The sequence below is a fragment of the Streptomyces sp. NPDC060035 genome, assembly GCF_042736635.1.
GTDB lineage: Bacteria > Actinomycetota > Actinomycetes > Streptomycetales > Streptomycetaceae > Streptomyces.
Genome location: NZ_JBHWVO010000009.1, coordinates 59,683 through 85,160, shown reverse-complemented (window position 1 = coordinate 85,160; position 25,478 = coordinate 59,683). Strand labels below are relative to the sequence as shown.

At 67.9% G+C, this 25,478-nt stretch carries 27 protein-coding genes and 1 riboswitch; of the genes, 13 read left to right on the top strand and 14 right to left on the bottom strand.

The genetic code is table 11. The features are described 5' to 3' along the window. Positions 1–80 precede the first annotated feature (80 nt). The 3 genes from ACFWBQ_RS16570 (at position 81) to ACFWBQ_RS16560 (ending at position 3,430) form a co-directional block, all read left to right on the top strand. On the top strand, positions 81–1,193 hold the full coding sequence (locus ACFWBQ_RS16570) for a LacI family DNA-binding transcriptional regulator (RefSeq protein ID WP_385488770.1): 1,113 nt from the start codon (positions 81–83) through the stop codon (positions 1,191–1,193). A 174-nt stretch (positions 1,194–1,367) separates the two neighbouring features. After that, positions 1,368–2,423, top strand: a complete 1,056-nt coding sequence (locus tag ACFWBQ_RS16565) for a metallophosphoesterase (RefSeq protein WP_385488767.1) — start codon at positions 1,368–1,370, stop codon at positions 2,421–2,423. 182 nt (positions 2,424–2,605) lie between these two features. After that, on the top strand, positions 2,606–3,430 hold the full coding sequence (locus ACFWBQ_RS16560) for a hypothetical protein (protein WP_385488764.1): 825 nt from the start codon (positions 2,606–2,608) through the stop codon (positions 3,428–3,430). A gap of 129 nt (positions 3,431–3,559) precedes the next feature. Here the strand turns inward: ACFWBQ_RS16560 and ACFWBQ_RS16555 are convergent, their stop codons facing one another. Both ACFWBQ_RS16555 and thiC read right to left on the bottom strand, forming a co-directional pair. Further along, positions 3,560–3,916, bottom strand: a complete 357-nt coding sequence (locus tag ACFWBQ_RS16555; RefSeq protein WP_385488761.1) for a DUF805 domain-containing protein — start codon at positions 3,914–3,916, stop codon at positions 3,560–3,562. 320 nt (positions 3,917–4,236) lie between these two features. Further along, positions 4,237–6,066: a phosphomethylpyrimidine synthase ThiC gene (gene thiC, locus ACFWBQ_RS16550; protein ID WP_385488758.1), complete on the bottom strand. Its 1,830-nt coding sequence runs from the start codon at positions 6,064–6,066 to the stop codon at positions 4,237–4,239. Then, positions 6,059–6,192: riboswitch (TPP riboswitch) on the bottom strand. (Overlaps the previous gene by 8 nt.) A 71-nt stretch (positions 6,193–6,263) precedes the next feature. On the opposite strand from thiC, the gene ACFWBQ_RS16545 reads away from it, so the two are divergent. After that, complete coding sequence (locus ACFWBQ_RS16545; protein ID WP_385488756.1) at positions 6,264–7,619, top strand: YibE/F family protein; 1,356 nt, start codon at positions 6,264–6,266, stop codon at positions 7,617–7,619. Between the two features lie 57 nt (positions 7,620–7,676). Here the strand turns inward: ACFWBQ_RS16545 and ACFWBQ_RS16540 are convergent, their stop codons facing one another. The 4 genes from ACFWBQ_RS16540 to ACFWBQ_RS16525 form a co-directional block, all read right to left on the bottom strand. Beyond that, positions 7,677–8,114, bottom strand: coding sequence for an SsgA family sporulation/cell division regulator (locus ACFWBQ_RS16540; RefSeq protein ID WP_329209020.1), 438 nt, complete (start codon positions 8,112–8,114; stop codon positions 7,677–7,679). A 101-nt stretch (positions 8,115–8,215) separates the two neighbouring features. Continuing rightward, entirely contained in the window at positions 8,216–8,986 is a 771-nt protein-coding gene (locus tag ACFWBQ_RS16535) for an IclR family transcriptional regulator (protein ID WP_385488753.1), read from the bottom strand. Between the two features lie 288 nt (positions 8,987–9,274). Next, on the bottom strand, positions 9,275–9,484 hold the full coding sequence (locus ACFWBQ_RS16530) for a DUF5326 family protein (protein ID WP_385488751.1): 210 nt from the start codon (positions 9,482–9,484) through the stop codon (positions 9,275–9,277). A 127-nt stretch (positions 9,485–9,611) separates the two neighbouring features. Beyond that, entirely contained in the window at positions 9,612–9,929 is a 318-nt protein-coding gene (locus ACFWBQ_RS16525; protein WP_385488748.1) for a cupin domain-containing protein, read from the bottom strand. A 78-nt stretch (positions 9,930–10,007) separates the two neighbouring features. On the opposite strand from ACFWBQ_RS16525, the gene ACFWBQ_RS16520 reads away from it, so the two are divergent. The 5 genes from ACFWBQ_RS16520 (at position 10,008) to ACFWBQ_RS16500 (ending at position 13,884) form a co-directional block, all read left to right on the top strand. After that, on the top strand, positions 10,008–10,385 hold the full coding sequence (locus ACFWBQ_RS16520; RefSeq protein ID WP_385488746.1) for a phage holin family protein: 378 nt from the start codon (positions 10,008–10,010) through the stop codon (positions 10,383–10,385). Between the two features lie 69 nt (positions 10,386–10,454). After that, entirely contained in the window at positions 10,455–11,579 is a 1,125-nt protein-coding gene (locus ACFWBQ_RS16515; RefSeq protein ID WP_385488743.1) for a cystathionine gamma-lyase, read from the top strand. 282 nt (positions 11,580–11,861) lie between these two features. Continuing rightward, positions 11,862–12,758, top strand: a complete 897-nt coding sequence (locus tag ACFWBQ_RS16510) for a LysR family transcriptional regulator (protein ID WP_385489159.1) — start codon at positions 11,862–11,864, stop codon at positions 12,756–12,758. 52 nt (positions 12,759–12,810) lie between these two features. Continuing rightward, positions 12,811–13,290, top strand: coding sequence for an NUDIX domain-containing protein (locus ACFWBQ_RS16505; protein WP_385488741.1), 480 nt, complete (start codon positions 12,811–12,813; stop codon positions 13,288–13,290). 108 nt (positions 13,291–13,398) lie between these two features. Next, positions 13,399–13,884 (top strand): DUF2269 domain-containing protein, encoded by a 486-nt coding sequence (locus tag ACFWBQ_RS16500; protein WP_385488738.1) that lies wholly within the window; start codon positions 13,399–13,401, stop codon positions 13,882–13,884. A gap of 79 nt (positions 13,885–13,963) precedes the next feature. Here ACFWBQ_RS16500 and ACFWBQ_RS16495 read toward each other — a convergent pair whose 3' ends face one another. Both ACFWBQ_RS16495 and ACFWBQ_RS16490 read right to left on the bottom strand, forming a co-directional pair. After that, positions 13,964–14,386 carry a heme-binding protein gene (locus tag ACFWBQ_RS16495; protein WP_385488736.1) on the bottom strand — a complete coding sequence of 141 codons (423 nt, stop codon included), beginning with the start codon at positions 14,384–14,386 and terminating at the stop codon, positions 13,964–13,966. Positions 14,387–14,480: 94 nt separating this feature from the next. After that, the gene (locus ACFWBQ_RS16490; protein WP_385488733.1) at positions 14,481–15,692 is read right to left on the bottom strand and encodes an MFS transporter; all 1,212 of its coding nucleotides are present in this window, start codon (positions 15,690–15,692) and stop codon (positions 14,481–14,483) included. Positions 15,693–15,831: 139 nt separating this feature from the next. Between ACFWBQ_RS16490 and ACFWBQ_RS16485 the strand changes: the two genes are divergently transcribed. Genes ACFWBQ_RS16485 through ACFWBQ_RS16475 form a run of 3 tightly spaced genes read left to right on the top strand, consistent with a single transcriptional unit; the run spans position 15,832 to position 17,964 of the window. Further along, a complete protein-coding gene (locus ACFWBQ_RS16485) occupies positions 15,832–16,290 on the top strand; it encodes a MarR family winged helix-turn-helix transcriptional regulator (protein ID WP_385488730.1) in 459 nt (152 codons plus the stop codon). 27 nt (positions 16,291–16,317) lie between these two features. Beyond that, a complete protein-coding gene (locus ACFWBQ_RS16480; protein ID WP_385488727.1) occupies positions 16,318–16,770 on the top strand; it encodes a GNAT family N-acetyltransferase in 453 nt (150 codons plus the stop codon). 30 nt (positions 16,771–16,800) lie between these two features. Then, positions 16,801–17,964 (top strand): winged helix DNA-binding domain-containing protein, encoded by a 1,164-nt coding sequence (locus ACFWBQ_RS16475; RefSeq protein ID WP_385488724.1) that lies wholly within the window; start codon positions 16,801–16,803, stop codon positions 17,962–17,964. 50 nt (positions 17,965–18,014) lie between these two features. Here ACFWBQ_RS16475 and ACFWBQ_RS16470 read toward each other — a convergent pair whose 3' ends face one another. Then, a complete protein-coding gene (locus ACFWBQ_RS16470) occupies positions 18,015–19,394 on the bottom strand; it encodes a serine hydrolase domain-containing protein (protein WP_385488723.1) in 1,380 nt (459 codons plus the stop codon). 98 nt (positions 19,395–19,492) lie between these two features. Continuing rightward, complete coding sequence (locus ACFWBQ_RS16465) at positions 19,493–20,077, bottom strand: dihydrofolate reductase family protein (protein ID WP_385488721.1); 585 nt, start codon at positions 20,075–20,077, stop codon at positions 19,493–19,495. A 149-nt stretch (positions 20,078–20,226) separates the two neighbouring features. Here ACFWBQ_RS16465 and ACFWBQ_RS16460 point away from each other — a divergent pair, with 149 nt between their 5' ends. Then, the gene (locus tag ACFWBQ_RS16460; protein ID WP_385488719.1) at positions 20,227–20,808 is read left to right on the top strand and encodes a TetR/AcrR family transcriptional regulator; all 582 of its coding nucleotides are present in this window, start codon (positions 20,227–20,229) and stop codon (positions 20,806–20,808) included. A gap of 50 nt (positions 20,809–20,858) precedes the next feature. On the opposite strand, the gene ACFWBQ_RS16455 is transcribed toward ACFWBQ_RS16460, so the two are convergent. The 4 genes from ACFWBQ_RS16455 to ACFWBQ_RS16440 form a co-directional block, all read right to left on the bottom strand. Beyond that, positions 20,859–21,527, bottom strand: a complete 669-nt coding sequence (locus tag ACFWBQ_RS16455) for an NADAR family protein (protein ID WP_385488717.1) — start codon at positions 21,525–21,527, stop codon at positions 20,859–20,861. Between the two features lie 998 nt (positions 21,528–22,525). Then, positions 22,526–23,122, bottom strand: a complete 597-nt coding sequence (locus ACFWBQ_RS16450; RefSeq protein WP_385488714.1) for an MBL fold metallo-hydrolase — start codon at positions 23,120–23,122, stop codon at positions 22,526–22,528. Between the two features lie 590 nt (positions 23,123–23,712). Further along, complete coding sequence (locus tag ACFWBQ_RS16445; RefSeq protein WP_385488711.1) at positions 23,713–24,921, bottom strand: FAD-dependent oxidoreductase; 1,209 nt, start codon at positions 24,919–24,921, stop codon at positions 23,713–23,715. Next, positions 24,918–25,379, bottom strand: coding sequence for a hypothetical protein (locus tag ACFWBQ_RS16440; RefSeq protein ID WP_385488708.1), 462 nt, complete (start codon positions 25,377–25,379; stop codon positions 24,918–24,920). The genes ACFWBQ_RS16445 and ACFWBQ_RS16440 overlap by 4 nt, the downstream gene beginning before the upstream one ends. Positions 25,380–25,478: the final 99 nt, after the last annotated feature.

Below are 25,478 nucleotides of genomic sequence, written 5' to 3'. Positions count from 1 at the left end.
GATCATGCAAAAACGTGCCTGTCAACGTGTGCATATGCGACCGGCCCTACCCACCGCCGGAGCCCTACTATCGGCTCGCCATGACAGCAGCAGGGAAGCACCAGGTGAGCCGGACAGAGACGCCCCGGCGCAGCGGCCGGCCGGGACGGGCAGGGATCCGCGATGTAGCCGCCGCGGCCGGGGTATCGATCACGACCGTCTCCGACGCGCTCAACGGCAAGGGCAGGCTCCCGGACGCCACCCGCCGACATGTCCGCGAGGTCGCCGAGCGGCTGGGCTACCGCCCGTCCGCCGCGGCCCGCACCCTCCGTACCGGCAGGTCGGGGCTCATCGGCCTCACTGTGACCACCTACGGGGACGAACCCTTCACCTTCACCGAGTTCGCGTACTTCGCGGAGATGGCCAGAGCCGCCACATCGGCGGCGCTCGCCCGCGGTTACGCCCTCGTCATCCTCCCCGCCACTTCGCGCCACGACGTCTGGTCGAACGTCGCCCTGGACGGCACCGTCGTCATCGACCCCTCCGACCAGGACCCGGTGGTCACCGAACTCGTGCGGCAGGGCCTGCCCGTCGTGTCGGACGGCCGCCCGGCGGGAACGCTGCCGGTCACCGCCTGGGTCGACAACGATCACCGGGCAGCCGTTCTCGACCTCCTCGACCATCTCGCCGCCGCAGGAGCCCGCCGCATCGGGCTGCTGACCGGCACGACCACCGACACGTACACCCGCCTCTCCACCACCGCCTACCTCCACTGGTGCGAGCGGGTGGGCCAGGACCCGGTCTACGAGTCCTATCCGGCCCACGATCCCTGCGCGGGTGCCGTGGCCGCCGACCGCCTCCTCGCCCGTCCGGACCGGCCCGACGCCGTCTACGGGCTCTTCGACCCCAATGGGACCGATCTGCTCGCCGCCGCCCGCCGCTACGGCCTGCGGGTCCCCGAGGACCTGCTGGTGGTCTGCTGCAGCGAATCCACCGTGTACGAGGCAACGGATCCCCCCATCACGACGCTCTCGCTCAAGCCGCGCAGAATCGGCACAGCTGTCGTCCAGCTCCTCATCGACGCCATCGAGGGCGTCGAGCACGACGGCCCGGTGGAGCAGGTGATACCGACAGAACTCATCGTCCGGACGTCCTCGCAGCGGCGTCCGCCCCGCACCACGGTCAGCCCTCCGCGCTCCCCCGCCGGGGACTGATCGGATTAATCCGGACCAAACGGTCGGTGAACCACGAGTACGCTCGGATTCACCACCCCTGGTGCGTCACACAGCACGATCCGCATTCCTATGATGGGCGCACGACACCGCGGACCACCTCTACCAGGCAGGGCCCGTCAGGTGTACGGCGGCGCGACGGTGGTGGAGGGGTCGATGACTCAGGGGGCCGGTCAGGAACCCGTGGTGCGGACAGCGACGTTGCGCGACTTCCGCGTACCACCGTATGCGCAGGCGCCGATGCCTTCGCCCTTGCCGCATCCCGGCAACGCCGTCATGGGCGACGAGCCGGAGGGGTACACCCCCACCGAGCGCGATCTTCCCGTGATCAACCGTGGCGACACCGTCCAGGTGCAGGCCGTTCCCCAGCCCCGGCCCCCCTCCGGCACGGGGCGGGGTCCCCTGTACGTCGTCGGCGACGTACACGGCTACCTCGACGAGCTCCTTGCCGCCCTCGGCGAGCAGGGCCTCATCGACCCGGAGGGCCGCTGGGCCGCCGGCAACGCCAGACTGTGGTTCCTCGGCGACTTCACCGACCGGGGGCCGGACGGCATCGGCGTCATCGACCTCGTCATGCGGCTCTCGGCCGAGGCCGCGGCCGCCGGCGGGTACTGCAAGGCCCTCATGGGCAATCACGAACTGCTGCTCATCGGCGCCAAGAGGTTCGGCGACACCCCGGTGAACTCCGGTGCGGGCACCGCGACCTTCCAGGCGGCCTGGCTGCTCAACGGCGGTCAGAAGACCGACATGGAGCGGCTCCAGGACGTCCACCTGCAGTGGATGGCCCGGCTGGACGCGGTCGTCGAGGAGGACGGGCATCTGCTGATGCACTCCGACACGACGGCCTACCTCGACTACGGCTCCACCATCGAGGACGTCAACGACACGGTGCACGCCATTCTCACGCGCAACGACGCCGATGAGTGCTGGGACCTCTTCCGCAAGCTCACCAAGCGGTTCGCCTTCCGCGACGAGGGCGGTTCGCAGGCCGTTCGCGAGCTGATGTCGACGTACGGCGGACAGCGCGTCGTGCATGGTCACAGCCCTATTCCGTATCTGCTCGGCGAGGTCGGATCCGAGGACGGCGAGGACAGCGCCCGCCCCGTGGTGGACGGTCCGCACGTGTACGCGGACGGGCTTGCCATCGCCATGGACGGCGGAGTGACCATGGCCGGAAAGCTATTGGTCGTGCAACTCCCCCTGAATGACTGACGCCCATCGGGGAAGACGCATGCACGACCTGACTACGCCGACCACTGGGCCTATTTCCGGAAACCCCCTGTCACCTCGTGCCGTGGGCGCTCTACCATCGGCGTATCAGTAGCAGGCTCTCCTCCGTTTCCGCCCGATTGCCCGGCCCAGGCGGTCGATCAGGCCCTACGGAGCATCGGGGGATGCACATGAAAAGCGCTCCGCACCTGCTGGCCGAGGACCGCCCCGAGTATGAGCGGATCCTTGCCGACTCTCTGCGTCATGCTCGCGAACGCCCGGATCTGGACGGTGTCGGCGACCGGCTCAACACGGAACAGCTGCGGACGATGGCGTTGAACGCCACGGCTCTGATCACCGCAGCCGCGGCGACCGAGTACGAGCACTACGTGAAGGTCCGCGGCGAACTGCGCGGGCCGGCCGATCCGGCGGGCAACGAATCCGCCCTCGGTCCTGCCCCGGACGAAGCGGACCGGGCGGGCGCAGGGACGCTCGCGGTCATCGCCGCGCTGGCCCCGGTGCTCGCGTGCTCCGCCGCCCTCATATTCCTGTTGGTCGGCTATCTCCTGAAGGCGCTCAGCCCTGATCTGGCGTTCGGCGGCACCCTGGTCACCGCCGGATGGTTCTTCGCGGCGGTCGCCGCCGCGGCCATCCTGGTCGCCGCGGTCGGACTCCTCATCACCGCGCTGCGGAACGGAGCCACCGCGCTGCCGGCCGTGGACGACGGGCAGGAGCTGCCCGAGGATGTCGCGCGCGCCAGGGAGGCCTGGCGCCACGCGCTGCTGGAGCGCGGGATCCTGCCCTTCCTGCGGGACGCCCTGGCCGACCCGACCGCGGGGCCGGCCTCGCGGACCCCGCACCGCTCGGCGAACCGGATCCCGAAGATCGGCTACAGCAGACCGGACTTCTCAGGTCCGCAGGACGGCCCCTCGGCCGGGCCGCGTCCCAGCTTCACCAGCCCCGACTTCACCAGCCCCGACTTCGGCGGCCCGGAGCACCAGCCGGAGTGATCCCGGTCGCGATCCGGCACGGCAGCGGCCGTGTCGCGTTCGGGCACGGCAAAGGCCGGGGCAGCTCCTGCTGCACCCGGCCTCAGCGTTCAGTGTGCGGTGGTGCTCCGACCCGGTCGGAGCACCCCGTCAGACTCCCTGGGGAGCAAGCTTGGGGTTCGCGCCGTACTCGTTCGCCTCGTGCGCGCCCTCGGAGCACATGAAGACGAGCAGGATGATGCCGCCCACGAGCGGGACGAACGAGATCAGGAACCACCAGCCCGAACGACCGGTGTCGTGCAGTCGGCGGACGACGACGGCGAGCGAGGGAATCAGCACGGCGAGGATGTAGATGATGTACGGGATCTGCGTCTCGATGGCGACACCGATGCCGAGCAGAACCGCGGCGATGATGACGTTGAAGAGCGCGAACATCCAGTACTCCTTGCGGCGCGCACGACCGCTGAAGCCCGCGTAGTTCTTGAGTACGTTCAGGTACCAGCTCACTGTGTTTCCCTCCCCTGGCGCCCCCGGTCGGGGCGCACACCTTTTCGGCCAAGCACAGCGGAAGGTAAGGCACAGATAAGTAAACGGTCAAGCCAGGACATGCTGCCGCCGAAACATACATCGACCTGCCACGTTTCCGTGTCCCTATCGACGCCGAACGGCCCCTGAAATGAGGTCATCAGAGGAGCCATCATGTGAAATCGGCCATTGCTCATACTCTTCGGACTCAAAGCGGACAACCTGATGAACAGGCGGACGGCGCCGCCCCGGGCACGTAACGCCCAGGACAGCGCCGAGATTTCCTGCGTTCTCGCCCGGCGTCAGTCCGCCAGCGGCAGGTACACCCTGTTGCCGCTCGCGGCGAACTCCTTGGACTTCTCCAGCATCCCCGCCTCGATCTCCTCCTCCGAGGCAGAGGGGAGCAAGTCGGGGGCGAACTGTTCCGTGATGCTCCTGCTGATCTTCATCGAACAGAACTTCGGGCCGCACATCGAGCAGAAGTGCGCCGTCTTCGCCGGCTCCGCCGGCAGCGTCTCGTCGTGGAACTCCCGTGCCGTGTCCGGGTCGAGCGCCAGATTGAACTGGTCCTCCCAGCGGAATTCGAACCGGGCGTCCGACAGCGCGTCGTCCCAGTCCTGCGCCCCGGGGTGACCCTTGGCGAGATCCGCCGCGTGCGCGGCGATCTTGTAGGTGATGACACCGGTCTTCACGTCGTCCCTGTTCGGCAGCCCCAGGTGCTCCTTGGGCGTGACGTAGCAGAGCATCGCCGTCCCCCACCAGGCGATCATCGCCGCACCGATGCCCGAGGTGATGTGGTCGTACGCCGGGGCGACATCGGTGGTCAGCGGGCCGAGCGTGTAGAACGGCGCCTCTTCGCAGATCTCCTGCTGGAGGTCGATGTTCTCCTTGATCTTGTGCATCGGGACATGGCCCGGGCCCTCGATCATCGTCTGGACACCGAACCGCTTGGCGACGGAGTTCAGTTCACCGAGTGTGCGCAGTTCGGCGAACTGCGCCTCGTCGTTGGCGTCGGCGATGGAGCCGGGGCGCAGTCCGTCACCGAGCGAGTAGGTCACGTCGTAGGCCGCGAGGATCTCGCAGAGCTCCTCGAAGTGCTCGTAGAGGAACGACTCCTTGTGGTGCGCGAGGCACCAGGCCGCCATGATCGAGCCGCCTCGGGACACGATGCCGGTCTTGCGGCGGGCCGTCAGCGGGACGTACGGCAGCCGGACACCGGCGTGCACCGTCATGTAGTCGACGCCTTGCTCGGCCTGCTCGATGACGGTGTCCTTGTAGATCTCCCAGGTCAGCTCCTCCGCCCGGCCGTCGACCTTCTCCAGCGCCTGGTAGAGCGGAACGGTGCCGATCGGCACGGGGGAGTTGCGCAGAACCCACTCACGCGTGGTGTGGATGTTGCGGCCGGTGGACAGGTCCATGACCGTGTCGGCACCCCACTTGGTGGCCCAGGTCATCTTGTCCACCTCCTCCTCGATGGAGGAGGTGACCGCGGAGTTACCGATGTTGGCGTTGACCTTCACCAGGAACCGCTTGCCGATGATCATCGGCTCGATCTCCGGGTGGTTGACGTTGGCCGGCAGCACGGCACGTCCCGCCGCGATCTCCTCGCGCACCACCTCGGGCTCCACGTTCTCCCGGATCGCGACGTACTCCATCTCCGGAGTGATCTCGCCGCGGCGGGCATACGCGAGTTGGGTGACCGGCTGTCCGTCGCGACTGCGGCGGGGCTGGCGGGGGCGGCCGGGGAAGACCGCGTCGAGGTTGCGCAGGCCTCCGCGCGGCGATGTGTGCTTGAGCCCGTCGTCCTCGGGTCGTGCGGGGCGGCCCGCGTACTCCTCGGTGTCGCCGCGGGCGATGATCCAGTTCTCCCGCAGGGGAGCGAGCCCACGGCGGACATCGGTCTCGGTGGTGGGATCGGTGTACGGACCCGACGTGTCGTAGAGCGTCACGTCCTTGCCGTTGGTGAGGTGCACCTGACGGACCGGCACCCGGAGGTCCGGGCGCGAGCCCTGGACGTACCCCTTGTGCCAGCCGATGGACTTCCCGGCCTCGTTGTTCGCCGCGTCCTGCGCATTCTGGATGTTCTGCGCATTCTGCTTCGAGGCAGGCGTGCGTGCGTCCGCTGTGGTCATGAGACCTACTCCCTACGCCGGCATTACCCGGTAACAGGTTCGGCGGTCGGCGCAGCGTGTCCCGTACGGATATACGGAGGTCAGCGCCCTCTCAGCCCGGTGCTCCGAGCTCCCGCGTGTGCAAAGGTGCCTCCACGCTAGCCTCCCTGCTGGCGTGCTGGCCAGAGGGCCTCTTCGCTTCTTGGGATGATCGCCCGGTGACGTCCTCCCCGAGCGCCCCCGAACCGCACGGCTCCGAATCCGGCAGCACACAGAGTCATGCGCCCGGCCACACGCACAGCCACGGCCCCGCCGCGCCCGTGTCCAAGCATCTGCGCAAGGTCATCGCCGCCGTGCTGATCCCGTTCGCAGCCGCGGTCGTTGTCGGTCTCGTGGCCTTCTGGCCGGGCGGCGCCCCCTCCCACGAGCGCACGGGTGTCGGCTTCGACCGGCAGACCCAGCAGGGCAAGGTGGTGAAGATCGACAAGGTGGACTGCGCGGACGTGAATGCCGCACAGGTGCCACCGACCGGTGACACCTCGACGCCCTCGGGGCGCGAGGCCGTCGACGAACAGTCGGGGCTGTGCAAGAAGGCCACGATCGAGGTGACGAGCGGCAAGGACAAGGGCCGTACGTTCGTCGAGATCATCCAGCCCGACGCCTCCAGGCAACTGCAGGACGGCCAAGGGGTGGTTGTGGCGTACGCGCCCGACGCGCCCCACGATCTGCAGTACTCGGTGACCGACGTGGACCGTACGTTCCCGATGGCTCTGCTGGCCGGGATCTTCGCCCTCGCGGTGATCGTGGTGGGCAGGCTGCGCGGACTGATGGCGCTGATCGCACTCGCGGTCTCGTTCGCCGTGCTGACGCTGTTCATTCTGCCGGCGATCCTGCAGGGCTCGAATCCGCTGGTCGTCGCGGTGATCGGGGCCAGCGCCATCATGCTGATCGCCCTCTACATGTGCCACGGACCGACCGCACGCACATCCGTGGCCGTCATCGGCACGCTCATCTCGCTGCTGCTGATCGGACTGCTGGGCTCCCTCTTCATCGGCTGGGCACGTCTGAGCGGCAACACGGATGACAACACCGGACTGATTCACGGGCTGTACCCGGACATCGACATGAGCGGCCTGCTGCTGGCCGGTGTCATCATCGGCTCGCTCGGGGTGCTCGACGACGTGACCGTCACCCAGACGTCGGCGGTCTGGGAACTGCACCAGGCAGACCCGACGATGGGCGTGCGGGGGCTCTACCGGGCAGGCATCAGGATCGGGCGCGACCACATCGCCTCGGTCGTCAATACGCTGGTTCTCGCTTACGCGGGCGCCGCACTGCCCCTGCTGCTGCTCTTCTCGATCGCCCAGAGCAGCGTGGGAACGGTGGCCAGCAGCGAACTGGTCGCCATGGAGATCGTCCGGACCCTGGTCGGATCGATCGGGCTGGTCGCCTCGGTGCCGGTGACGACGGTGCTCGCGGCCCTGGTGGTCTCCGCGGACCGCACGGGGCTCGGCGCGGAAGCCGGAGCTCCTGTCCCCGTACGGACCGGGAGGGGCCGACGCCGTAAGGCGTGAGCGCGAACACCGGGCCCACGTGGCACCGGTGTTGCCTGTTCAGCAGGTGGCCCCTGTTCAGCCGGCGTTCTGTTCCTTGGCAAGGATGCGGCCCAGCGCCTCTTCCAGATTGCCGTCGAAGTCACCCAGCGTGTGCTCCTGTCCCAGTGGCACCAGTTTGTCCGTGCGGTCGAGAAATGCCACAAGAGGCGCCGTGCCGGCCCGGAAGAGCGCACGATCCGTGCCGACCTGAAGCCGGATGTGTACATCCGAGAGCCCCTCGGGCTCGGTCGGGCCGATGTGCACATCGCCGTCGCCGCTCGGGTTGTTGAGACCGTCGAGCAGCAGCTCACGGCCGAAGGCCCAGGTGACGGGGGCGTCACCCGGCAGGTGGAAGGTCATCCGGATCGCGTACGGATCGCCCACCTCGTAGCGGAGCTCCACCGGAATACGGAACGAAAGCTCCTCCGAGACGAGGAAGCTCATCATGACCTCTGCTTGAACCGACTCGCGCATCGTTCAACCCCGCAGTAGATGAATCTGGCCAGGAATGATCCCCCATGGCCCTATTGACGCCATCGTGGTGCACGCGATAGCAGATCACAAGGAGTGATTTTTCAGATACTGATAGAGAACACGAACGAGCGCAAGAAGCTCATCACTTCACAGCGTAGTTGTTCGACTGCGGGGAGCAACCGTTCCTCTTGGTTCAGGGGTAGCGAAATGGCCATGGCCGCCACGGCGGACCCGACGGTGATCGGGATGGCCGCACAGACCGTCCCCAATGCGTATTCCTGTCGTTCAATGACAGGTTCCATACGGTTCATTGATCTCATCCGGTCGAGAAACGCCGAGCGATCCCTTACGGAGTAGCGCGTCAGTGGTTGCACAGGGTGACGGTCCAGATGATCCTCGCGCGCCCTCTCGTCGAGCTGACTCAACAGGCACTGACCGAGGGCATGGGCATGGCCGGTCTCACGGAAGGCGGCCCACTCGTCGACGGCGGGAAAGTCGGGGGTGTCCGCCACCGCGACGAGGTCGATCTCGCCGTCGCGGTAGACGGCGCAGTACACAGGCGCGCCGATGACGTCGGCCCAGTGTGCGAGCGATTCGATGATCACACCGCGGCGAGGTGCGGCCGCCCTGCCTCCGACGAGGCGCTCGGCAGCGGCACCGAACAGGAAGACGCCGTTCTCCCTGCGGAGATAGCCCTCATGGGTCAGGGTGCGCAGCAGGTGGTAGGCAGTGGGAAGAGGAAGCCCCGCTTCCCGTGCGAGCTGCTTCGCCGGCGCCCCTTCCTGATGGGCACCCACAGCCTCCAGCAGTCGCAACGCCCGCTGAACCGAACCGATCAACGTCGGGACAGCGGTACTCGATGCCGTGGTCAAAGGTCACCCCCAGGCATGGTGACGGGCGTTCAGCCCTCCCGCGGGGGCCGCCCCCACGGGCCCGCCGCGAGCCGGGGGTCCGGAGACCGGGCGGTCGCACAAACCACTGGTCAGGACGGTGACGGGCAGTCATTTCCCAGCCGACGGCAGCGGTCTGCCACTGTATCGGCACCATCCGTCACGGGTGAGGTTTCATCCTGGACTTAGCTCAGCTGGGCTAATCGCCGTATCTACGGCCCGGCTCCCGGCCCTCACCCGCCCGGCTGTCCCCGCCACCGTCCCGCGTTCCTACCAGTCGCTGCGTGAGGACGACGCCATGAACTTCCGGACGACGAAGACCAGGCCACCGACCAGGACGACGAAGACCAGCGCCTTGAACAGCAGACCGATCACGAACCCGACCACGCTGGCGATGAGGCCACCGAACACGACGATCGCGATGAGAGGCACCGCGACCCACTTCACCCACCAGGGCATCCCCGCGAAAATCTCCCGCACCGCCATGGTCCTTACCTCGTCTCTGTGAGTTCTTGCCTCGATGCTAGAGGCGTGGGGGTGGCCGGCGGGGCCCCGGGAGCCCTTGAAGTCCCCTGACCGATCCCCTAGGGAACCCCGAGGCGCCGGCTCAGCTCTCCGGCGGAGAGAAGACCACCATCACCCGGAGGTCCTCGGTGATGTGGTGGAACTTATGGGCTGTACCGGCGGGAACGTACACGACGCTCCCCCTGCCCACCGTTGTGGTCTCCATGCCGACGGTGATCGCGGCGCGACCGCTCACGACGAAGTAGACCTCGTCCTGATTGTGCGGCTGCTGGGGGTCGAGCTCGCCGGCATCCAGTGCGTACAGACCGACGGACATGTTGCGTTCCCGGACAAACTGCAGGTAGGCGCCGTCGTTGGCGGCCCGCTCCGCCTCCAGCTCGTCCAGTCTGAATGCCTTCATCGCCTGTCCGCCCCTTGCATCTGTTCTCGTCTGTTCTGCCGGTGTTCGACAGAGATCACGTCTGCCACGATCAGACACATGAAGAATTTCGTAGTCAAGACGATCGCCAACGCGGGTGCGCTGGCCGTGGCCATCTGGCTGCTCAAGGACATCACGCTCACCGGCGACGACACCGGGCGCAAGGTGCTCACACTGATCGTGGTCGCCCTGCTCTTCGGCCTGGTCAATTTCGTCGTCAAGCCGGTGGTACAGCTGCTCACGCTGCCACTTTTCATTCTGACCCTCGGGCTGATCACCCTGGTGGTCAATGCCCTGATGCTGATGCTGACCTCATGGCTGGCCGACGTCTTCGACCTGAGCTTCCAGGTCGACGGCTTCTGGACCGCTGTCCTCGGTGGCCTCATCATCTCGGTCGTGTCCTGGGCACTCAACGTCGTGCTGCCCGACGAGGACTGATCCACCCCCTACTGAAAGAGTGCGGGCAGGACCGGTGTGACACCGGGGAGAGAAACGAGGAAAGAACAGATGAGCACCATGGGCGACGGGACGCGGGCCGTACGAGCAGGACTTCCCGAACCGGTGCAGTACGAACCCACGCTGCCCGGGCCCGTTTTCGCCGCGCACTTCCATCTGTCGGGCGAGCCCGTCGGCCCCTATACCTACGGCCGGGAGGCGAACCCGACGTGGACCCATCTGGAGCGGGCCATCAGCGAGCTGGAGGCGCCGGGGGAGTCGGTCGAGACCACGGTCTTCGCCTCCGGAATGGCGGCCGTCTCGGCCGTGCTGCTGTCCCAGGCGCGCACCGGTGACGTCGTCGTGCTCCCGGATGACGGCTACCAGGCGCTCCCCCTGGTGCGGCAGCAACTGGAGGCATTCGGCGTCGAGGTACGGACCGCGCCGACGGGGGACGACGCCCAGCTGGAGGTCCTCGACGGGGCGAAGCTGCTGTGGATCGAGACCCCGTCGAACCCGGGGCTCGATGTCTGCGACGTGCGCCGGCTCGTCGCGGCAGCACACACGGCGGGTGTTCTGGTCGCGGTCGACAACACGCTGGCCACCGCCCTCGGCCAGCGCCCCTTGGAGCTGGGCGCGGACTTCTCGGTCGCCAGTGACACGAAGGGGATGACCGGGCACGGCGACATCCTGCTCGGCCATGTGACCTGCCGGGATCCGCAGCTGTCCGCGGGCGTACGACGCTGGCGCAAGGTCGTCGGCGCGATCCCCGGCCCCATGGAGGCCTGGCTCGCGCACCGCTCTCTGGCCACGCTGCAGCTGCGGATCGACCGGCAGTGCAGCACCGCGCTGGCGCTCGCCGAGGCGCTGACCAAGCGAACGGAGGTGGCCGGGCTGCGCTACCCCGGACTGCCCACCGACTCCTCGTACCCGACGGCCGTGCGGCAGATGCGGCGCTTCGGCTCCGTGGTCTCGTTCACGCTGGCGGACGAGGGGACTGCCGAACGCTTCCTGGCCGGACTGCGTCTGGTCGACGACGCGACGAGTTTCGGCGGCGTGCGCTCCACCGCCGAGCGCCGGGCGCGCTGGGGCGGCGACGCTGTCCCGGAAGGCTTCATCCGTTTCTCGGTCGGAGCCGAGGACCCCGCGGATCTGCTGGCCGATGTGGAGCGCGCGCTCGACGAGGCCGCCCGCTGACAACCAGCAGGACCGCCCTGAAGGAGACCTGCGGTCCGGCAGGACCGGCCCGGGACAGGCGTCCCCGTCCGCCTGGCCGGTCCTGCTCGGGACGGGTGGTCCGAGCCTCCCCCCTCTTGGCTCGGACCACCCCGGTTCCTTGCGCGAAGAACCGCCTGCACCAGGCTAATTGACTCAGCGTCAGTGTCCAATCACAGTAGCGACAGCTACCTATCGACATATTTATAGTTGAGCGTTCCAGTTATGCGGTTCCGAGCGTCGCGAGGGTGGGAGATGCAAGCCATGGACCTGGCCCTGCTGCGCACATTCGTCACGGTGCACCGGGCCGGATCCTTCACCCGGGCTGCCGCGCTGCTCGGGCTGTCCCAGCCCGCTGTCACTTCTCAGATACGCACGCTGGAGAGGCAGCTGGGCCGCCCGCTCTTTCTGCGCAGGGCCCGCGGTGTCACCCCGACCACCATCGGCGACGAGCTCGCGCACCGGGCCGCGCCTCATCTGGACGCGCTGGTCGAGATCGCCGAGGTGGGCCTCGACGACGAGCCAGGGGTGCGCACCCTCCATCTGGCCGGGCCCCCGGAGTTCACCGCCGTACGCGCGCTGCCCGCGCTCACCCCCCTGATCTCCCAGGGCATCGCGCTGCGCAGCACATTCAACGGCAATGCCGAGGACACGCTGGAAGGACTGGCCGCCGGTCACCACGACCTGGCCATCACGACCGCTCGCCCACGGGGAGGACTCTTCACGTCGACGACCCTCTGCGACGAGGAGCACGTCCTGGTAGCGGCGCCACGCTGGGCCGGGCGGCTGGGGCCCGGAACCCTGCGGCACAAGGGCTCAGTGGTGCTGGAACAGCTTCCGGTGGTCGAAGTGCACGAGAGCCTCCCCCTGGTGTCCCGGTACTGGGCCGCCGTGTTCGACAGCAGACCCGCCGCTTCCGCCACGGTGATCGCGCCGGATCTACGAGCGGTTCTGCAGTGTGCGGCGGCGGGCGCCGGTCTCGCCGTACTGCCCCGCTACCTCTGCGAGGACGCGCTGGAGCGGGGCGAGGTCGTGGCGCTCCTCGACCCGCCCGTACCGCCACTGCGGACCTATTTCCTTGCCGTGCGGACCGGCACACTGGCGCTCCCGCACATTGCGCGGGCGCACGAGTGCCTGGTGCGTGCTGCCGTCGGCTGGTGACCGGTCGGCCTGCAGGAGTTTCAGATCGCGTTTCGTGGGCCACTCTCTTGCCATGACCGAACGTCCTGTGGTCAAGCGCACCGCACGCGCCGTCCTGCTCGACGGCGATGACCTCATCCTCATCAAGCGCACCAAGCCAGGGGTGGATCCGTACTGGCTCACCCCCGGTGGCGGCGTCGAGCCTGAGGACGCCACCGTCGTCGAAGCCCTGCACCGCGAGGTCGACGAAGAGCTCGGCGCCAAGATCGTCGATGTCGTGCCCTGCTTCGTCGATACCGTGGAACACATCGCGGGTGGCGGCGTCAAAGGGGTGAAGGTGCAGCACTTCTTCGTCTGTCGGCTGGAATCCATGGATCCGTCACGACGGCACGGCCCCGAGATCGAAGACCCCTGTGGGGAGTACGAAATCGTGCGGGTGCCCTTCAGCCGGGTCGGCATCGCAGCCGTGCATCTGGTGCCGCTGTCCTTGCGTCACTACCTGGACGGCAACATCGAGGGAGTACGGGCGATGCATGCGCCCGACCTGGGCTGAGACGGCCCGGCACACCGGCACCACGGCCGTCCGTACGCCGAGGCCAGTACATGCGGATACTCCCGCCGTCGGATGACCGCTCGCTCCATGCTTGGCACCGTGTTTCACGTGAAACCACTCAATCGCCCTCTTCGCCGGAGCCTGCTCGTCGCCCATGTCGCCGTTTCCGTGAGCTGGCTGGGCCTCACGGTCGGGCTGCTGACCCTCGGCCTCACCGCGTTCCTCACCGGTGACACCTCGACGGCGGAGGCCGCCACCCGTGCCATGAAGATCTTCGGTGACTGGCTGGTCGTGCCGGTTGCCCTGCTCTCCCTCCTGAGCGGCCTCGTACTGTCGCTCGGCACCCCCTGGGGCCTGGCAAGGCATCGCTGGGTCTGGACGAAGTTCTGGCTGACTCTGGTCACGGCCGGGCTGTCGATCTTCTCGCTCCGCCCCGGCATCAACGAAGCCGCGGCCCAGGGTGTCGCAGACATCGATCTGGTCATCGCACCCTCGGTGGCAACGGCCACCTACCTCTTCATCACCGCGATCTCGGTGCTGAAGCCGTGGGGGCCGACCCGGCGGGGCCGGCGCCTGCGTGCGTCAAAGACCTGACGCACACCTCGGGGGCCCGCGAATCGCGGGCCCCCGAGGGCAGTCAGCAGCGTTGCCGGTGTTCGCGCGGCGGGAGCCCTCAGACGAGGGACTCGACGGCGGCGGTCGCGAACCCGTGGTCCTGCTCGGGTGCGCCTCCACCGACGCCGACGGCACCTATGAGACGACCGCCGCGATGGACGGGGACACCGCCGGCAATGAAGAGCAGCGGACGATCGAGTGCGGTCGGCAGCATGTGGAAGAGGCCGCCGGGCTGGACAGCTTCGACCAGGTCAGCCGTGGGGGCGTTCAACTGCAGGGCGGTGTACGCCTTGCGGGTACTGGTCTCTCCGGCGATGAGGACGGCCCGGTCGTCGCGACGGAAGGACAGCAGATGACCGCCTGCGTCCAGGACGGTGACAGCCACGGTCACGCCGGCCGCCTCGGCAACACGACGGGCGGTGTCCACGAGGGCTTCCGCGTCCTGGATGGTCAGCGGGGCGAAGGAGGTGGTGGTGCTCATGGGGGACGACTCCCTGGTGCAGAGGTACGGAGGTGCAGAGGTACGGAGGGGCGGGGGTGCGGGGGTGCGGGGGTGGAGCTGGATGTGGCGGGCGTCAGTGCCGGCCGACGGCGACAGCGGCCGGCTCGGGGGCGCGCTCGGCGACGAGCCGGCTACGGGCGCCTGTGCGGCGCTCGAGTGCGCCGGAGACGATGGCGAGGACCAGCGCCGAAGCCGCGAGAACGGCGCCGACCCAGTTGGGTGCGGTGTATCCGAGCCCGGCCGCGATGACTATTCCGCCGAGCCACGCCGACAGCGCGTTCCCAAGGTTGAAGGCCCCGATGTTCACGGCGGAGGCAAGGGTGGGTGCGCCCGCGGCCTGATCGAGGACGCGCTTCTGGAGCGGTGGCACGGTCGCGAAGCCCAGCCCCCCGATGAGGAAGACGGTGGCGGCGGCAGCGATCTTGTCGTGAGCGGTCAGCGTGAACAGCGCCAGGACCACGGCGAGAGCGCCGAGCGACACGTACAGCAGCGGCATCAGGTGACGGTCGGCGAACTTTCCGCCGAGCAGATTGCCGCCGACCATGCCGAGCCCGAACAGGACCAGCAGCCAGGTGACGGAGGACGGCGAATAGCCGGCGATCTCGGTCATCATCGGGGTGATGTAGGTGATCGCCGCGAAGACACCGCCGAAGCCCAGAACCGTCATCGCCATGGCGAGCAGCACCTGCACCTTGCGGAAGGCGGCCAGCTCGTGGCGGATCCTTACGCCCTCGGGCCTGGGCTGCTCGGGTACGAGCTTCGCCACACCGAGAAGGCCGATGACACCGAGTCCGGCGACGATGAAGAACGTGGTCCGCCAGCCGACACTCTGACCGATGAAGGTACCCAGGGGAACCCCGACGACGTTGGCGACGGTGAGCCCGGTGAACATCATGGCGATGGCACCGGCCTTCTTCTGCGGGGCGACCAGGTCGGCGGCAACGACCGATCCGATGCCGAAGAAGGCTCCGTGGGCGAGCGAGGCGATGACACGTCCGGCGAGCATCACGCCGAATACGGGGGCGAGTGCGGACACCACGTTACCCACGATGAACAGCCCCATCAGGAGCATCAACATGCGTTTGCGGGTGACCCGGGTGCCAAGCACCGTCATCAGCGGAGCGCCGAGGACCACTCCGAGGGCGTAGCCCGTGACCAGAAAACCTGCGGTGGGGATCGAGACCTGGAAGTCCGCCGCAACATCGGGGAGCAACCCCATGATCACGAACTCGGTGGTTCCGATACCGAATGCCCCAATGGCGAGGGCGAGGAGCGCGAGCGGCATGGGTTTCACCTTCCCTGAAGATTGCGTCTGCGCCTTACAAGCGTTGACAATAATTGCAGACGCTGGTTAATTGCAAGCGCGGGCTATTGCGTATGTGCCCTATCCTGGACGCAAGCAGCTCCGCACGGAGGAGAGACACATGACCGCGACAGATCCCGCGCTGACCGCCCTCTCCCAGGGCTGGTGCGCCCTCTCCCTGCTCCACGGAAAGATCGAGGCCCACATCGAGCGGGCTCTGCAGTCCCGGCACGGCCTCAGCGTGCGCGAGTACTCACTGCTCGACGTCCTGAGCCGCCAGCACAGCGGCACGGGTGGCCATCTCCAGATGAAGCAGGTGGCCGACGCCGTGGTGCTGAGCCAGAGCGCCACCACCCGGCTGGTCACCCGGCTCGAGGACCGTGGCCTGCTGACCCGGTATCTGTGCGACACGGACCGGCGAGGCATCTACACCGATGTCACCGAGGCCGGTCTCTCGCTGCTCGGCGAGGCCAGACCGACCAACGACACGGCGCTGCGCACCGCCTTGGACGAGGCCGCGAAGAACCCGGAGCTCGCCCCGCTGGTCAGGACGGTCGAAGCACTCAAGGTCCCCGCCTGAGCCGGTGAGTTGCGTAGTCTGCCGATCATGAGCGATATCGCAATACGTGCCGCTGTCCTCGCCGACATCCCGGCCGTCGTGGCCATGCTCGCCGACGACGCGCTCGGTGCGCAGCGCGAGTCACCGGACGACCTCGCCCCGTACCACGCCGCATTCCGGCGACTGGCCGACGACTCCAACCAGCGTCTCGTCGTCGCCGTGCGCGACAAGCGCGTCGTGGGGACGCTGCAGCTCACGGTGATCCCCGGGTTGTCGCGGCGCGGTTCGACACGCTCGATCATCGAGGGCGTCCGCATCCACGCCGATGAGCGCGGCAGCGGCCTCGGCACTCAGCTGATCCAGTGGGCCGTCGACGAATCACGGCGCCAGAAGTGCCAGTTGGTGCAGCTGACATCCGATGCCTCCCGTACCGATGCCCATCGCTTCTACGAGCGGCTCGGCTTCACCGCGAGCCATGTGGGCTTCAAGCTCGCGCTCTGAACCCGGAAAGTCTCCACCCCCAGGGGAGCAATGCACCGCATCGATGACCACCAGCGTCGGGCCAGGCTGGGCAGGCGGCATCTGCTGGCCCCGTCCGTGCGGGCTGCCTCCGTCGTAGCCGCAGCCGACGCAGTCGTGGCCCTGCACGCCACCGACGCTGCCACGGTCTTCCTCTCCGTGTGTGCCCGGCTGTCCGACGCGAGTGTCGGGGCAGTGGAGCGCGCACTGTACGAGGACGTCTCACTGGTGCGCCTGCTCGCCATGCGGAACACCTTGTTCACCATGTCGACGGACGTTGCGCCTTCCATCGACGCGTCGAATGCGCGGGCCGTGGCTGCCAAGGAACGCCGCACCCTGCTCAAGCATCTGCGGGCGGACGGCAACGGGCTGGACGAAACCTGGCTCACCGCCACCGAGCAGGAGACGCTGGCCGCCCTGGCCACGCGCGGCCAGGCCACGGGGAGCGAGCTCTCCGCTGCTGTAACCGCCCTGCGCACAAAGATCACCGTCTTCCCGGGTACGAGGCAGGAGACGGTGCAAGGGGTCGCCTCCCGGGTCATCCGCGTCCTGGCCGCCGACGGACGCATCCGCCGGGGCCGTCCCCGTGGTTCGTGGACTTCCAGTCAGTTCCGCTGGACGGCCGCTGAGCCCTGGCCCACGTCCGTGATCGCCGAGGCACAGGCGGAGGTGGCCCGGCGCTGGCTCCGCGCGTACGGTCCCGCGACCGAAGCCGACCTGAAGTGGTGGACGGGCTGGGGCCTCCGTGAGACGCGCAAGGCGCTGGGCGCCGCCGATGCGGAGGAGGTGCTGCTCGACAATGGAGCCTCCGGCTGGGTCGCGTCGGGCGACGTGGCGCCGGAACAGCCCCTGGAACCTTGGGCGGCGCTGCTGCCCAGCCTCGATCCGAGCGCCATGGGCTGGAGCGACCGGAGCTTCCACCTGGCGGCCGGCCACCGTGCGGCGCTCTTGGACCGAGCAGGCAACATCGGCCCCACGGTGTGGTGGAACGGCGAAATCGTGGGCGGCTGGGCACAACGAGCGGACGGCGAGCCGGTGTGGCGGCTCCTGTCCGACGTGGGCCGGGATGCCTCTGAGCTCATTGGGGCCGAGGCATCTCGGCTGTCGGCCTTGGTGGGCGATGCCCGGATCACACCGCGCTTCCGCACCCCGCTGGAGCGCGCGCTGTCGGCCTGAGCCGTCCGTCGCCCACAGTCGGCGTTTCACGTGAAACACCGCCACGACGCTCAGATGGCAAGTCCTCGCCAGCCGCCCTCGGCCACACCACCGGGAATCGCCACCCTCGTGTCGTAGGGCTCCCGCGTGAAGGCGAACGACCCGAGGTCGAGATGATCCACGGTGCCGTCATCGGCGCGCACGACCCGGAGTGTCTCCCCCGCGTAGTAACCATTGAGGCCGGTCCACGTGCCGTCCGGACATGCACGGAATCGGGCACCGCGACCGGCACCGCGCAAGGGCTGAAGCTCCAGGCCGCGCTCCGCGGCCAGCTTCAGGGTGTAGGCGTGAGTGCCCCAGTACCAGGGGCCGGTCAGCGCCAGCAGCTCCTCGTCGACGTCGGGCAGCGGACGCCAAGGCTCCGGGATCTTCGGCTCCGCTTCGGCGACGATCTGCACGAGGTCCGCGGCGACCGTGGCGGTGAGCGGGCCGGAAGTGGCATTGGCGAGCACCACGGCGGCCACATCGTCCTCGACGCTGAACCACAGTGCGGCGACGAAGCCCGGAAGCGACCCTGTATGGCCGAGGAGCGTTCGGCCTTCCCGTCGCACGGCCTGCAGGCCAAGACCGTACGTGCCGCCCCAGTCACCCTCTTCGGGAGGAGCCGCGGGCGCACGCATCTCTTCGACGGACGAGGCACGGAGCACACGGTCGTCCCCCCGCGCGAGGAAGGACGCGAACCGGAGGAGATCGGTGGTGGTCGACCAGAGCTGGCCGGCCGGTGCCATCAAGCCGAGGTCCTCGGCCGGCTCGGGAAGCATGACGTCTGCCCACGGATGGACCGCCCAGCCTCCCGCATGCGGGGCCTGCGGCTGCGGAGTCGTACGAACCATCCCCAGCGGTTCAAGAATCTCACGGTGCAGCACCTCGGCCCAGGCGGCACCTCGCAGCGCCTCGATGAGGGAACCGAGCAGTGTGTAGCCGGGGTTGGAGTAGTGGTGACTGCGCCCGGCCGGATGCAGCTGCGGCTGCTCACCCAGAACGTCGGCAAGCTCGGGCCGAGCAGTACCCGGTGTCCGCTCCCACCAAGGTGCGGGCGTTTCCGCGGCCAGTCCTGCACTGTGGCCCAGCAGTTGGAAGATGGTGACCTTCCCGACTCCCGTGCCGGAGAGATGTTTCTCCAGGGGGTCGTCCAGATCGAGCAGACCTTCGTCACGCAGGCGCAGCACCAGAACAGCGGTGAACGTCTTGGTGAGGGAGCCGATTCTGAACTGTGTATCGGCATCGGGGGCATGGCCGTCGACGCAGCTGCGCGAGCCGCTCCAGGCCACCTGCCTCTCGCGCTGAACGGCGGCGACGACTGAGGGGGCACGCCCTTCGGACTGCGCAACGGCAACGCGGTGGAGCAGAGCACGCCTGGTGCTGGGAAGCAGCGCTTCAGATGAAGTCATGGCACAAGGACTACCCGCGCGGCATCCGCCGGGCGAATCCTTATTGCTCTACGGCCGACGGCGCCCCGGCGCCCCGGCGCCGGGGCGCGCCGGCTGTGTCAGCGCTTACGGCTGTACTTCCGCACCAGCGACCCGTTGTCGAAGACGCGCACGTCCTTCAGAGTGAAGTCGGTGGCCGCGAAGTCCGAACCGAACATCGGCATTCCGGACCCGTACACCTGCGGATAGGTCTTGATGACGAGGTCATCGATCTCATCGATCAGCTCACCGGCAACCGCGGATCCCCCGCAGAGCCAGATGCCCAGCTCGCCGTCCTCCGCCTTGAGTTCCCTGATCCGGCCGACCAGGTCGTCGGCCACGAGCTCCACGTTCGGGTCGGGGGACTCCCGCAGAGTCCTGGAGGCCACCAGCTCCCTCATGTGTGCGTACGGGCTGGTGATCCCGATGTCCAGTGCCAGCTGGTAGCTGGCCCGCCCCTGGATCACGGTGTCGAAGTGCTGGTTCTTTGCATCCTGGAATCCCAGCGCCTCACGCCCCGGCGCCGAGATCGTCTCCGGATACTCGGACGTGAGGAATCCGAGGAACTCCTCACTGACGAAGGACATCATCGATGTGGCATCGCCGTTCGGATCGCCGATGAAGCCGTCGATCGAGCAGGCGACGAAATAGGTGAGCTTTCGCATCTGATCCCCGTTCTGTACAAGCCTGTTGGTCTTGAAGACAAGCGGGCCGCAGCGCCGGCTGACCCGCTACGCCAACCACTTCAACTAGAGTGCTTCACATGTAGTGGTAGTGCAAGCCTCTTTCCGAGGCGGGCGGAGGGAGCGGACTCATGGCCAGGAACCCGGAGCGCAGAACGGCGCTCGTCGACGCAGCCATCGACGTACTGGCCCACGAAGGAGCCCGCGGACTCACCTTCCGCGCGGTGGACACCCGGGCGGGTGTCCCCCTCGGCACGTCGTCCAACTACTTCACGAGCCGGGATGATCTGTTCATGCAGGCCGGCTCCCGCATCAACCACCGCATGACACCGGACGCGGCCGAGGTCGCGCACGCGATGCGCCCCGAACCCTCACGCGAGCTGGTCGCCGCCCTCATGCGCTGGCTGGTCCAGCGCATGATCGATGACCGCACCGGCTATCTGGCCATGCTGGAACTCCGCCTCGAAGCCACACGCCGCCCTGCGCTGCGGATCCGTTTGACCGAGACCGTACGGGCGGAGTTCGACCGGAACCACAGCCTCTATCTGGACGCGGAACTGCCGGGCGACACCACTACCTTCCTCGCGCTCCACCTGGCCATGACGGGCCTTCTCCTGGAGCACCTCACCCTGCCCGACATGCTCTCCGACACGACGCTCGACCGCTTGGTGGACCTCGTGGTCACCTGTGTCGTGCCCGCTCGCCACGCCTGAACAGCTCCGCCGTGATGCTCCGCAGACGCTGTGCAGGATTCTGAGCGCTGTCAGCCCGGCAGCGTTTGTCGGGCAACGAGCCCGGAGCGGGTCAGCTCAAGCAGGCGGCCCATCCAGTTGCGCCCCCGGCGGTCGGATACGTCCCGCCAGAAGGGGGAGTCCGAGAGGCCGGTGTAACTGATCACGCTGTCCCCGGTGGAGAGGAGGATATCGGCGAGGTCGGGATGCTGGGAGAATTTCGCTTCCAGCAAGCCGCCCATGACGGCGAGTCGCATCCTGGGCCAATCCGCCCTCCGCTGTGCCCGGCCTCCCCTGTCGTGCGCTTCCTGTCCGCTCGGCGCATCACGGATCCGGTCGTGGTCACAAGGGTCGGCCGCCGACAGGGCCCAGTAGCCGTGGAGTACGGACGGGTAGGTTTCCCCGGCGAAGACCACCGGTGCCGGGAACTCGTTACGCAGCACGAACAGTCCGAGTGTTTCCGGCCAGCCCCGCGGATAGACGGTTTCATGCGAAGTGAAGGCAGCCTGGCCGACCGCGACCGGATCGTCAGCGTGCCGGACGGCGCAGCGCTCCTGCTCGCGCGCAACTCCTTCGTCACCCCGGTTGAAGTAGTCCAAGGCGTCCGTGTGCATGTCCGATGTCACCACCGGGCCGTCGCCGTCGACAGCGATGCCCACGTCGGTCAACAGGATCCGCAGGGGGCGGTCCTGACGGTCCATGTCACCGAGGACGTATATGCGGAGGTGGGGTGGAACCGCTAGGTAAGCCTCTCGGAGCAAGATGCGGCTGGATTCACTCCGGTCCTGCTGGAAACGTCCGATCGCGTCCCAGCAACGCTGTCCAGCCGTAGGCCGTCCGTTGAGTTCTTCGACCTTGTCCGCGACTTCCAGGAGGAACCCCTCCGGGGTCAAAGGTTCGCCGCATCGGGAGCGCCACTTCGACGGGTTGTCAGGAAGCTCCGAAATCCCGGGCTCCGTGGCTGCGATTCGACCCGATGCCAGCAGCTTCTCCAGACCGCGCAGGTCGGTCCGCTCCTCGCACCTGACTGCCCCGTCCGCGAAGACGATGAGATCGTCGAGGAAGTACCGGTCATCCCCTCGGCTCCGCCGCCAGACGTGGCACCAGGCCCCGTCGATCCTCTCCCCGTCCACCGTCCGATACGTCGGTCCCCGCCACGTCATGCGTGCACGCTACCGCCCGAGAACAGACAACTGGGCCACGGGCGGTGAGGAGCACACTCGCTGGAGGGACCACCGTCACAGGACTGCCGAACCGACATCACTTCGGCCACACCCCCACACCTCCACGGCGATGGGGCGGGAGCCCTTCCTGACCGGAACCATCGTGTGGATCACCCTCCTGGGAACGGGGAAGCCGCGTAGCCGAGTTCCCGCTCCGTCATCGTCCTGCCGGTGCCGGAGGTCCCGTTCAGCTGGACGGTCATCCGAGGACAAGCGGGGTCTCGCGGTTGGCTCGCCCAGGTGGGCCGTCTCCGCGCCGGTCGGGGCACGCCGTCCGGCACCGGCCAGCAGCGCGTCCTTGTCGGAGAGCCATGCGGGCAACACGGCCCCTGCGGTCGCCTCCAGCCTCTCGCGGGACCGGGCAGCCCCTTCGCGGGCGATTCCGCCGCGTCGGGAGGCGCGCAACCAGGTAGGTCGCCCGCGTTTCGGTACGTCCCGGTAGGTCACCGCGTCTCAGGTCGGCCCTGGCCGTCACCTCAGACGGATTCGCCGGGCGCCAGATACCGGTAGCCGCTGTCGGTCTCCTCGGCGAGCCAGCCGTTGACGCTGCTGAGGCCGCGACCGTTGATCTGGGCGTCGTGGATCGGGAACGCCCGCTGCGGTGCGATCGCCTTCACGAAGTCGATCGCCTCCGCCGTCTTCATCCACGATCCTTGGACCGGAACCAGGAGCGTCTCGATCGGCTGCTCGGGGACGTGCAGCGCGTCACCGGGGTGGTAGATCGCCTCGTCGATGATGTAGCCGAGGTTCGCGCAGTCCGGTTGGCCGCCGTAGATGAACGCGTGACGCCCACCGACTGCCTGTACGCGGAAGCCGGCAGCGGTGAACTCCGCACCGGAGGCCACCGCCGTGACCTCCAGCCGTGGAATGTTCGCTTCGGCCGGGGCATGGACCGGAACGCCGAGTCCGGCCAGGCGAAGGACATCGATGTGATCGGCGTGTTCGTGAGTCACCAGCACCGCGTCCGCGCCGATCAAGGCGTCCGGCTCGCTCCACATCCCGGGATCGATGACCAGCACCCGGCCATCGTGTTCGAGCCGTACACATGCGTGGGTGTACTTCGTGATTCGCATAGCCTCCAAACCTACGCCGGCCGCACCACCCCGCGCCCGCTGATCCCAGGCTGGACGCACAGGCCCGCGCACCACTTACTCTGCGTGCCCATGAGCGAGTAATCGGCCTGGCCGATGGCGATCCAGCCGTCAGGCGCTACGTGATCACGAACCGGAGTTCAGGACGTTCCCACGTGTCGTGGGATACGGGCTCGACCGTTGAGCTGAACCGGCCCCCTACGGCTGTAGGTTCTCGTTTCCGCTGTCCCCTTGCGTGACGCTGACCGGCGCAGATACGCCTGTCTCCCAGGCGGTCACCCACGAGTTCATCTCACTTCCGTGCCCTTTCCGCGCTGTCCGGCAGGAGTTGCGACGGACGAACGGGGGCTGGCCGGGGCCGTCACATGGGTCTCTGACCCGTCGGACCCGGTACCGGCGAGATCTGGGAGGAGGCCGCCAAGCACTACGACGAGCAGGATCTGGGGGTTCCTGCTTCTCTCGATCGGTGAGGTCGATGTCTGGAGCCACCTCGACCTCGCCACCCGGCAAGGGCCACCCACGGGGTTGGACCTGGCACAGGCACCAGCCCGTGACCGAGGGCGGGCCGGAGTTCAGGCGAGCGGGGAGGCCTTCGCGTCCCAGTCGATGTGGTGCTCGAACTGCCAGGCCGTCTTCTCCGGGTTGATCAGCTTCATGCCCACCGGCATCAGCAGGTCGCGCAGCACCCGGCCGACCGGGCCCGGTGACTTGTTGCTGTTCGTACGGGCGCCGAGCTTGATAATGCGTTCAACGCGGGGGCGGCGCAGTTTCTCGTATACGGCGAAAGCCTGGTCGTAGGGCAGGTCCCGGAGACAGCGCGCCAGTTCAACGGCGCCTTCGGTGGCGATGGAGGCGCCCTGCCCCGAGCTGGACGAGGCGGCGTGGGCGGCGTCGCCGATCAGGGTCATGCGGCCGCGGGTCCAGGTCGGGACACTCGGCATGTTCTCCATCGGGCCGGTGATCAGGAACCGGCCGGGGTCGGTAGCGCTGATCATCTCCAGAGCCGGGGTGCTGTCGCCGGCGAAGGCGGTGTGCAGGGTGCGCATCCACGTGTTCACGCCGATCGCCTGGGCCTCGGCGAGCGTCATCGGGGCGGGGTGCGGCAGGTTCACGAACCACACCGCCGAGGAGTCGTCGAAGATCTGGTAGCCGAAGAAGGCGCGCTTGCCGAAGCACAAATACATGACGCCGTTGGTGGAGGGCAGCCCGCACTCGTCCATCCGCGCACCGAAGGAGACCAGGCCGGCGTAGTTCGGCGGTGGTGCGGCCGGGTCGATCAGGGGGCGGACCGTGGACCGGATGCCGTCGGCACCGATCAGAATGTCGGCGCTCGCCTGCGTACCGTCCGCGAAGTGCGCGGTGACACCGGATCCGGTGTCCGTCGCGCCGGTCAGCCGCTTGCCGTGGTGGATGGGTACGGAGCGGTGCTCCGCCTCGTCGTAGATCCCTCGGTAGAGGTCGGCGCGCCAGACGAACTGCTGAACGGGGAGGCGCGAGGGCGGGGCGAACTGTGCGAGCTGCTTGCCCGTCCCGCTGCGCAGGACCATGGAGGTGACCGGGGTGCCGATGGCGCGGACGAGGCCGCCCGCACCGATGGCGTCGAGGGCGTTCTGGCCGTTGGGGGCGATGGTCATGCCGCCGCCGGCCCCGTCCGCCGTGGAGTCGTACGCCTCGTAGACGGCGGCCTCGATACCAGCCTGACGCAGGGCCATCGCGGCGACCGGGCCTGCGATCCCACCCCCGATGATGAGCGCGGTGCGGGCTCTGTCCGTGCTGATCATGACTGGTGCCCCCTTGTCGGGTCGTCGATCGCCGGTACGCCGCCGGCCTTGTGGGCGCGGCGCACATCCTGGACATACGCACGGGAGAACATCGCCGACAGGAGCGCGATGCCACCGCGGTGGATGCGGATCTCGCTGTTCGTCGCGGAGCCGGACAGATGGACAAGGCGACCGGCCGCCTTGGCGCCGTTGGATGAGGACGTGGAGTCCTTGATCTTGCCGCGAGCGGTCCAGCTCAGGTTCCAGTGGTCGATGGCAGTGTCGTCGTCGACGAGCAGCTTGACCATGGCCCGGTCCATATCGAGGTGAATCTCGATCTCGTCGGGGAGGCCGGGCGAGCGAAGGTCGAGGACGGCTGCGCCATGGCGGGCCTTGACCTCGAAGTGGCCGGCGTCGGTCCAGTTGCCCAGGTGCTTGACGAGGCCGTGGTCGGAGTGGATGCGCTCGGTGGGGGACATCTCGGTGGTTCCTCTCTGGAGGGGTGCTGCGCCGACTATTAGATAGTTGCAGTGAAACTAGTATCTCGTCAACTAGTTATTCTGAGGCTAGAATCAGGT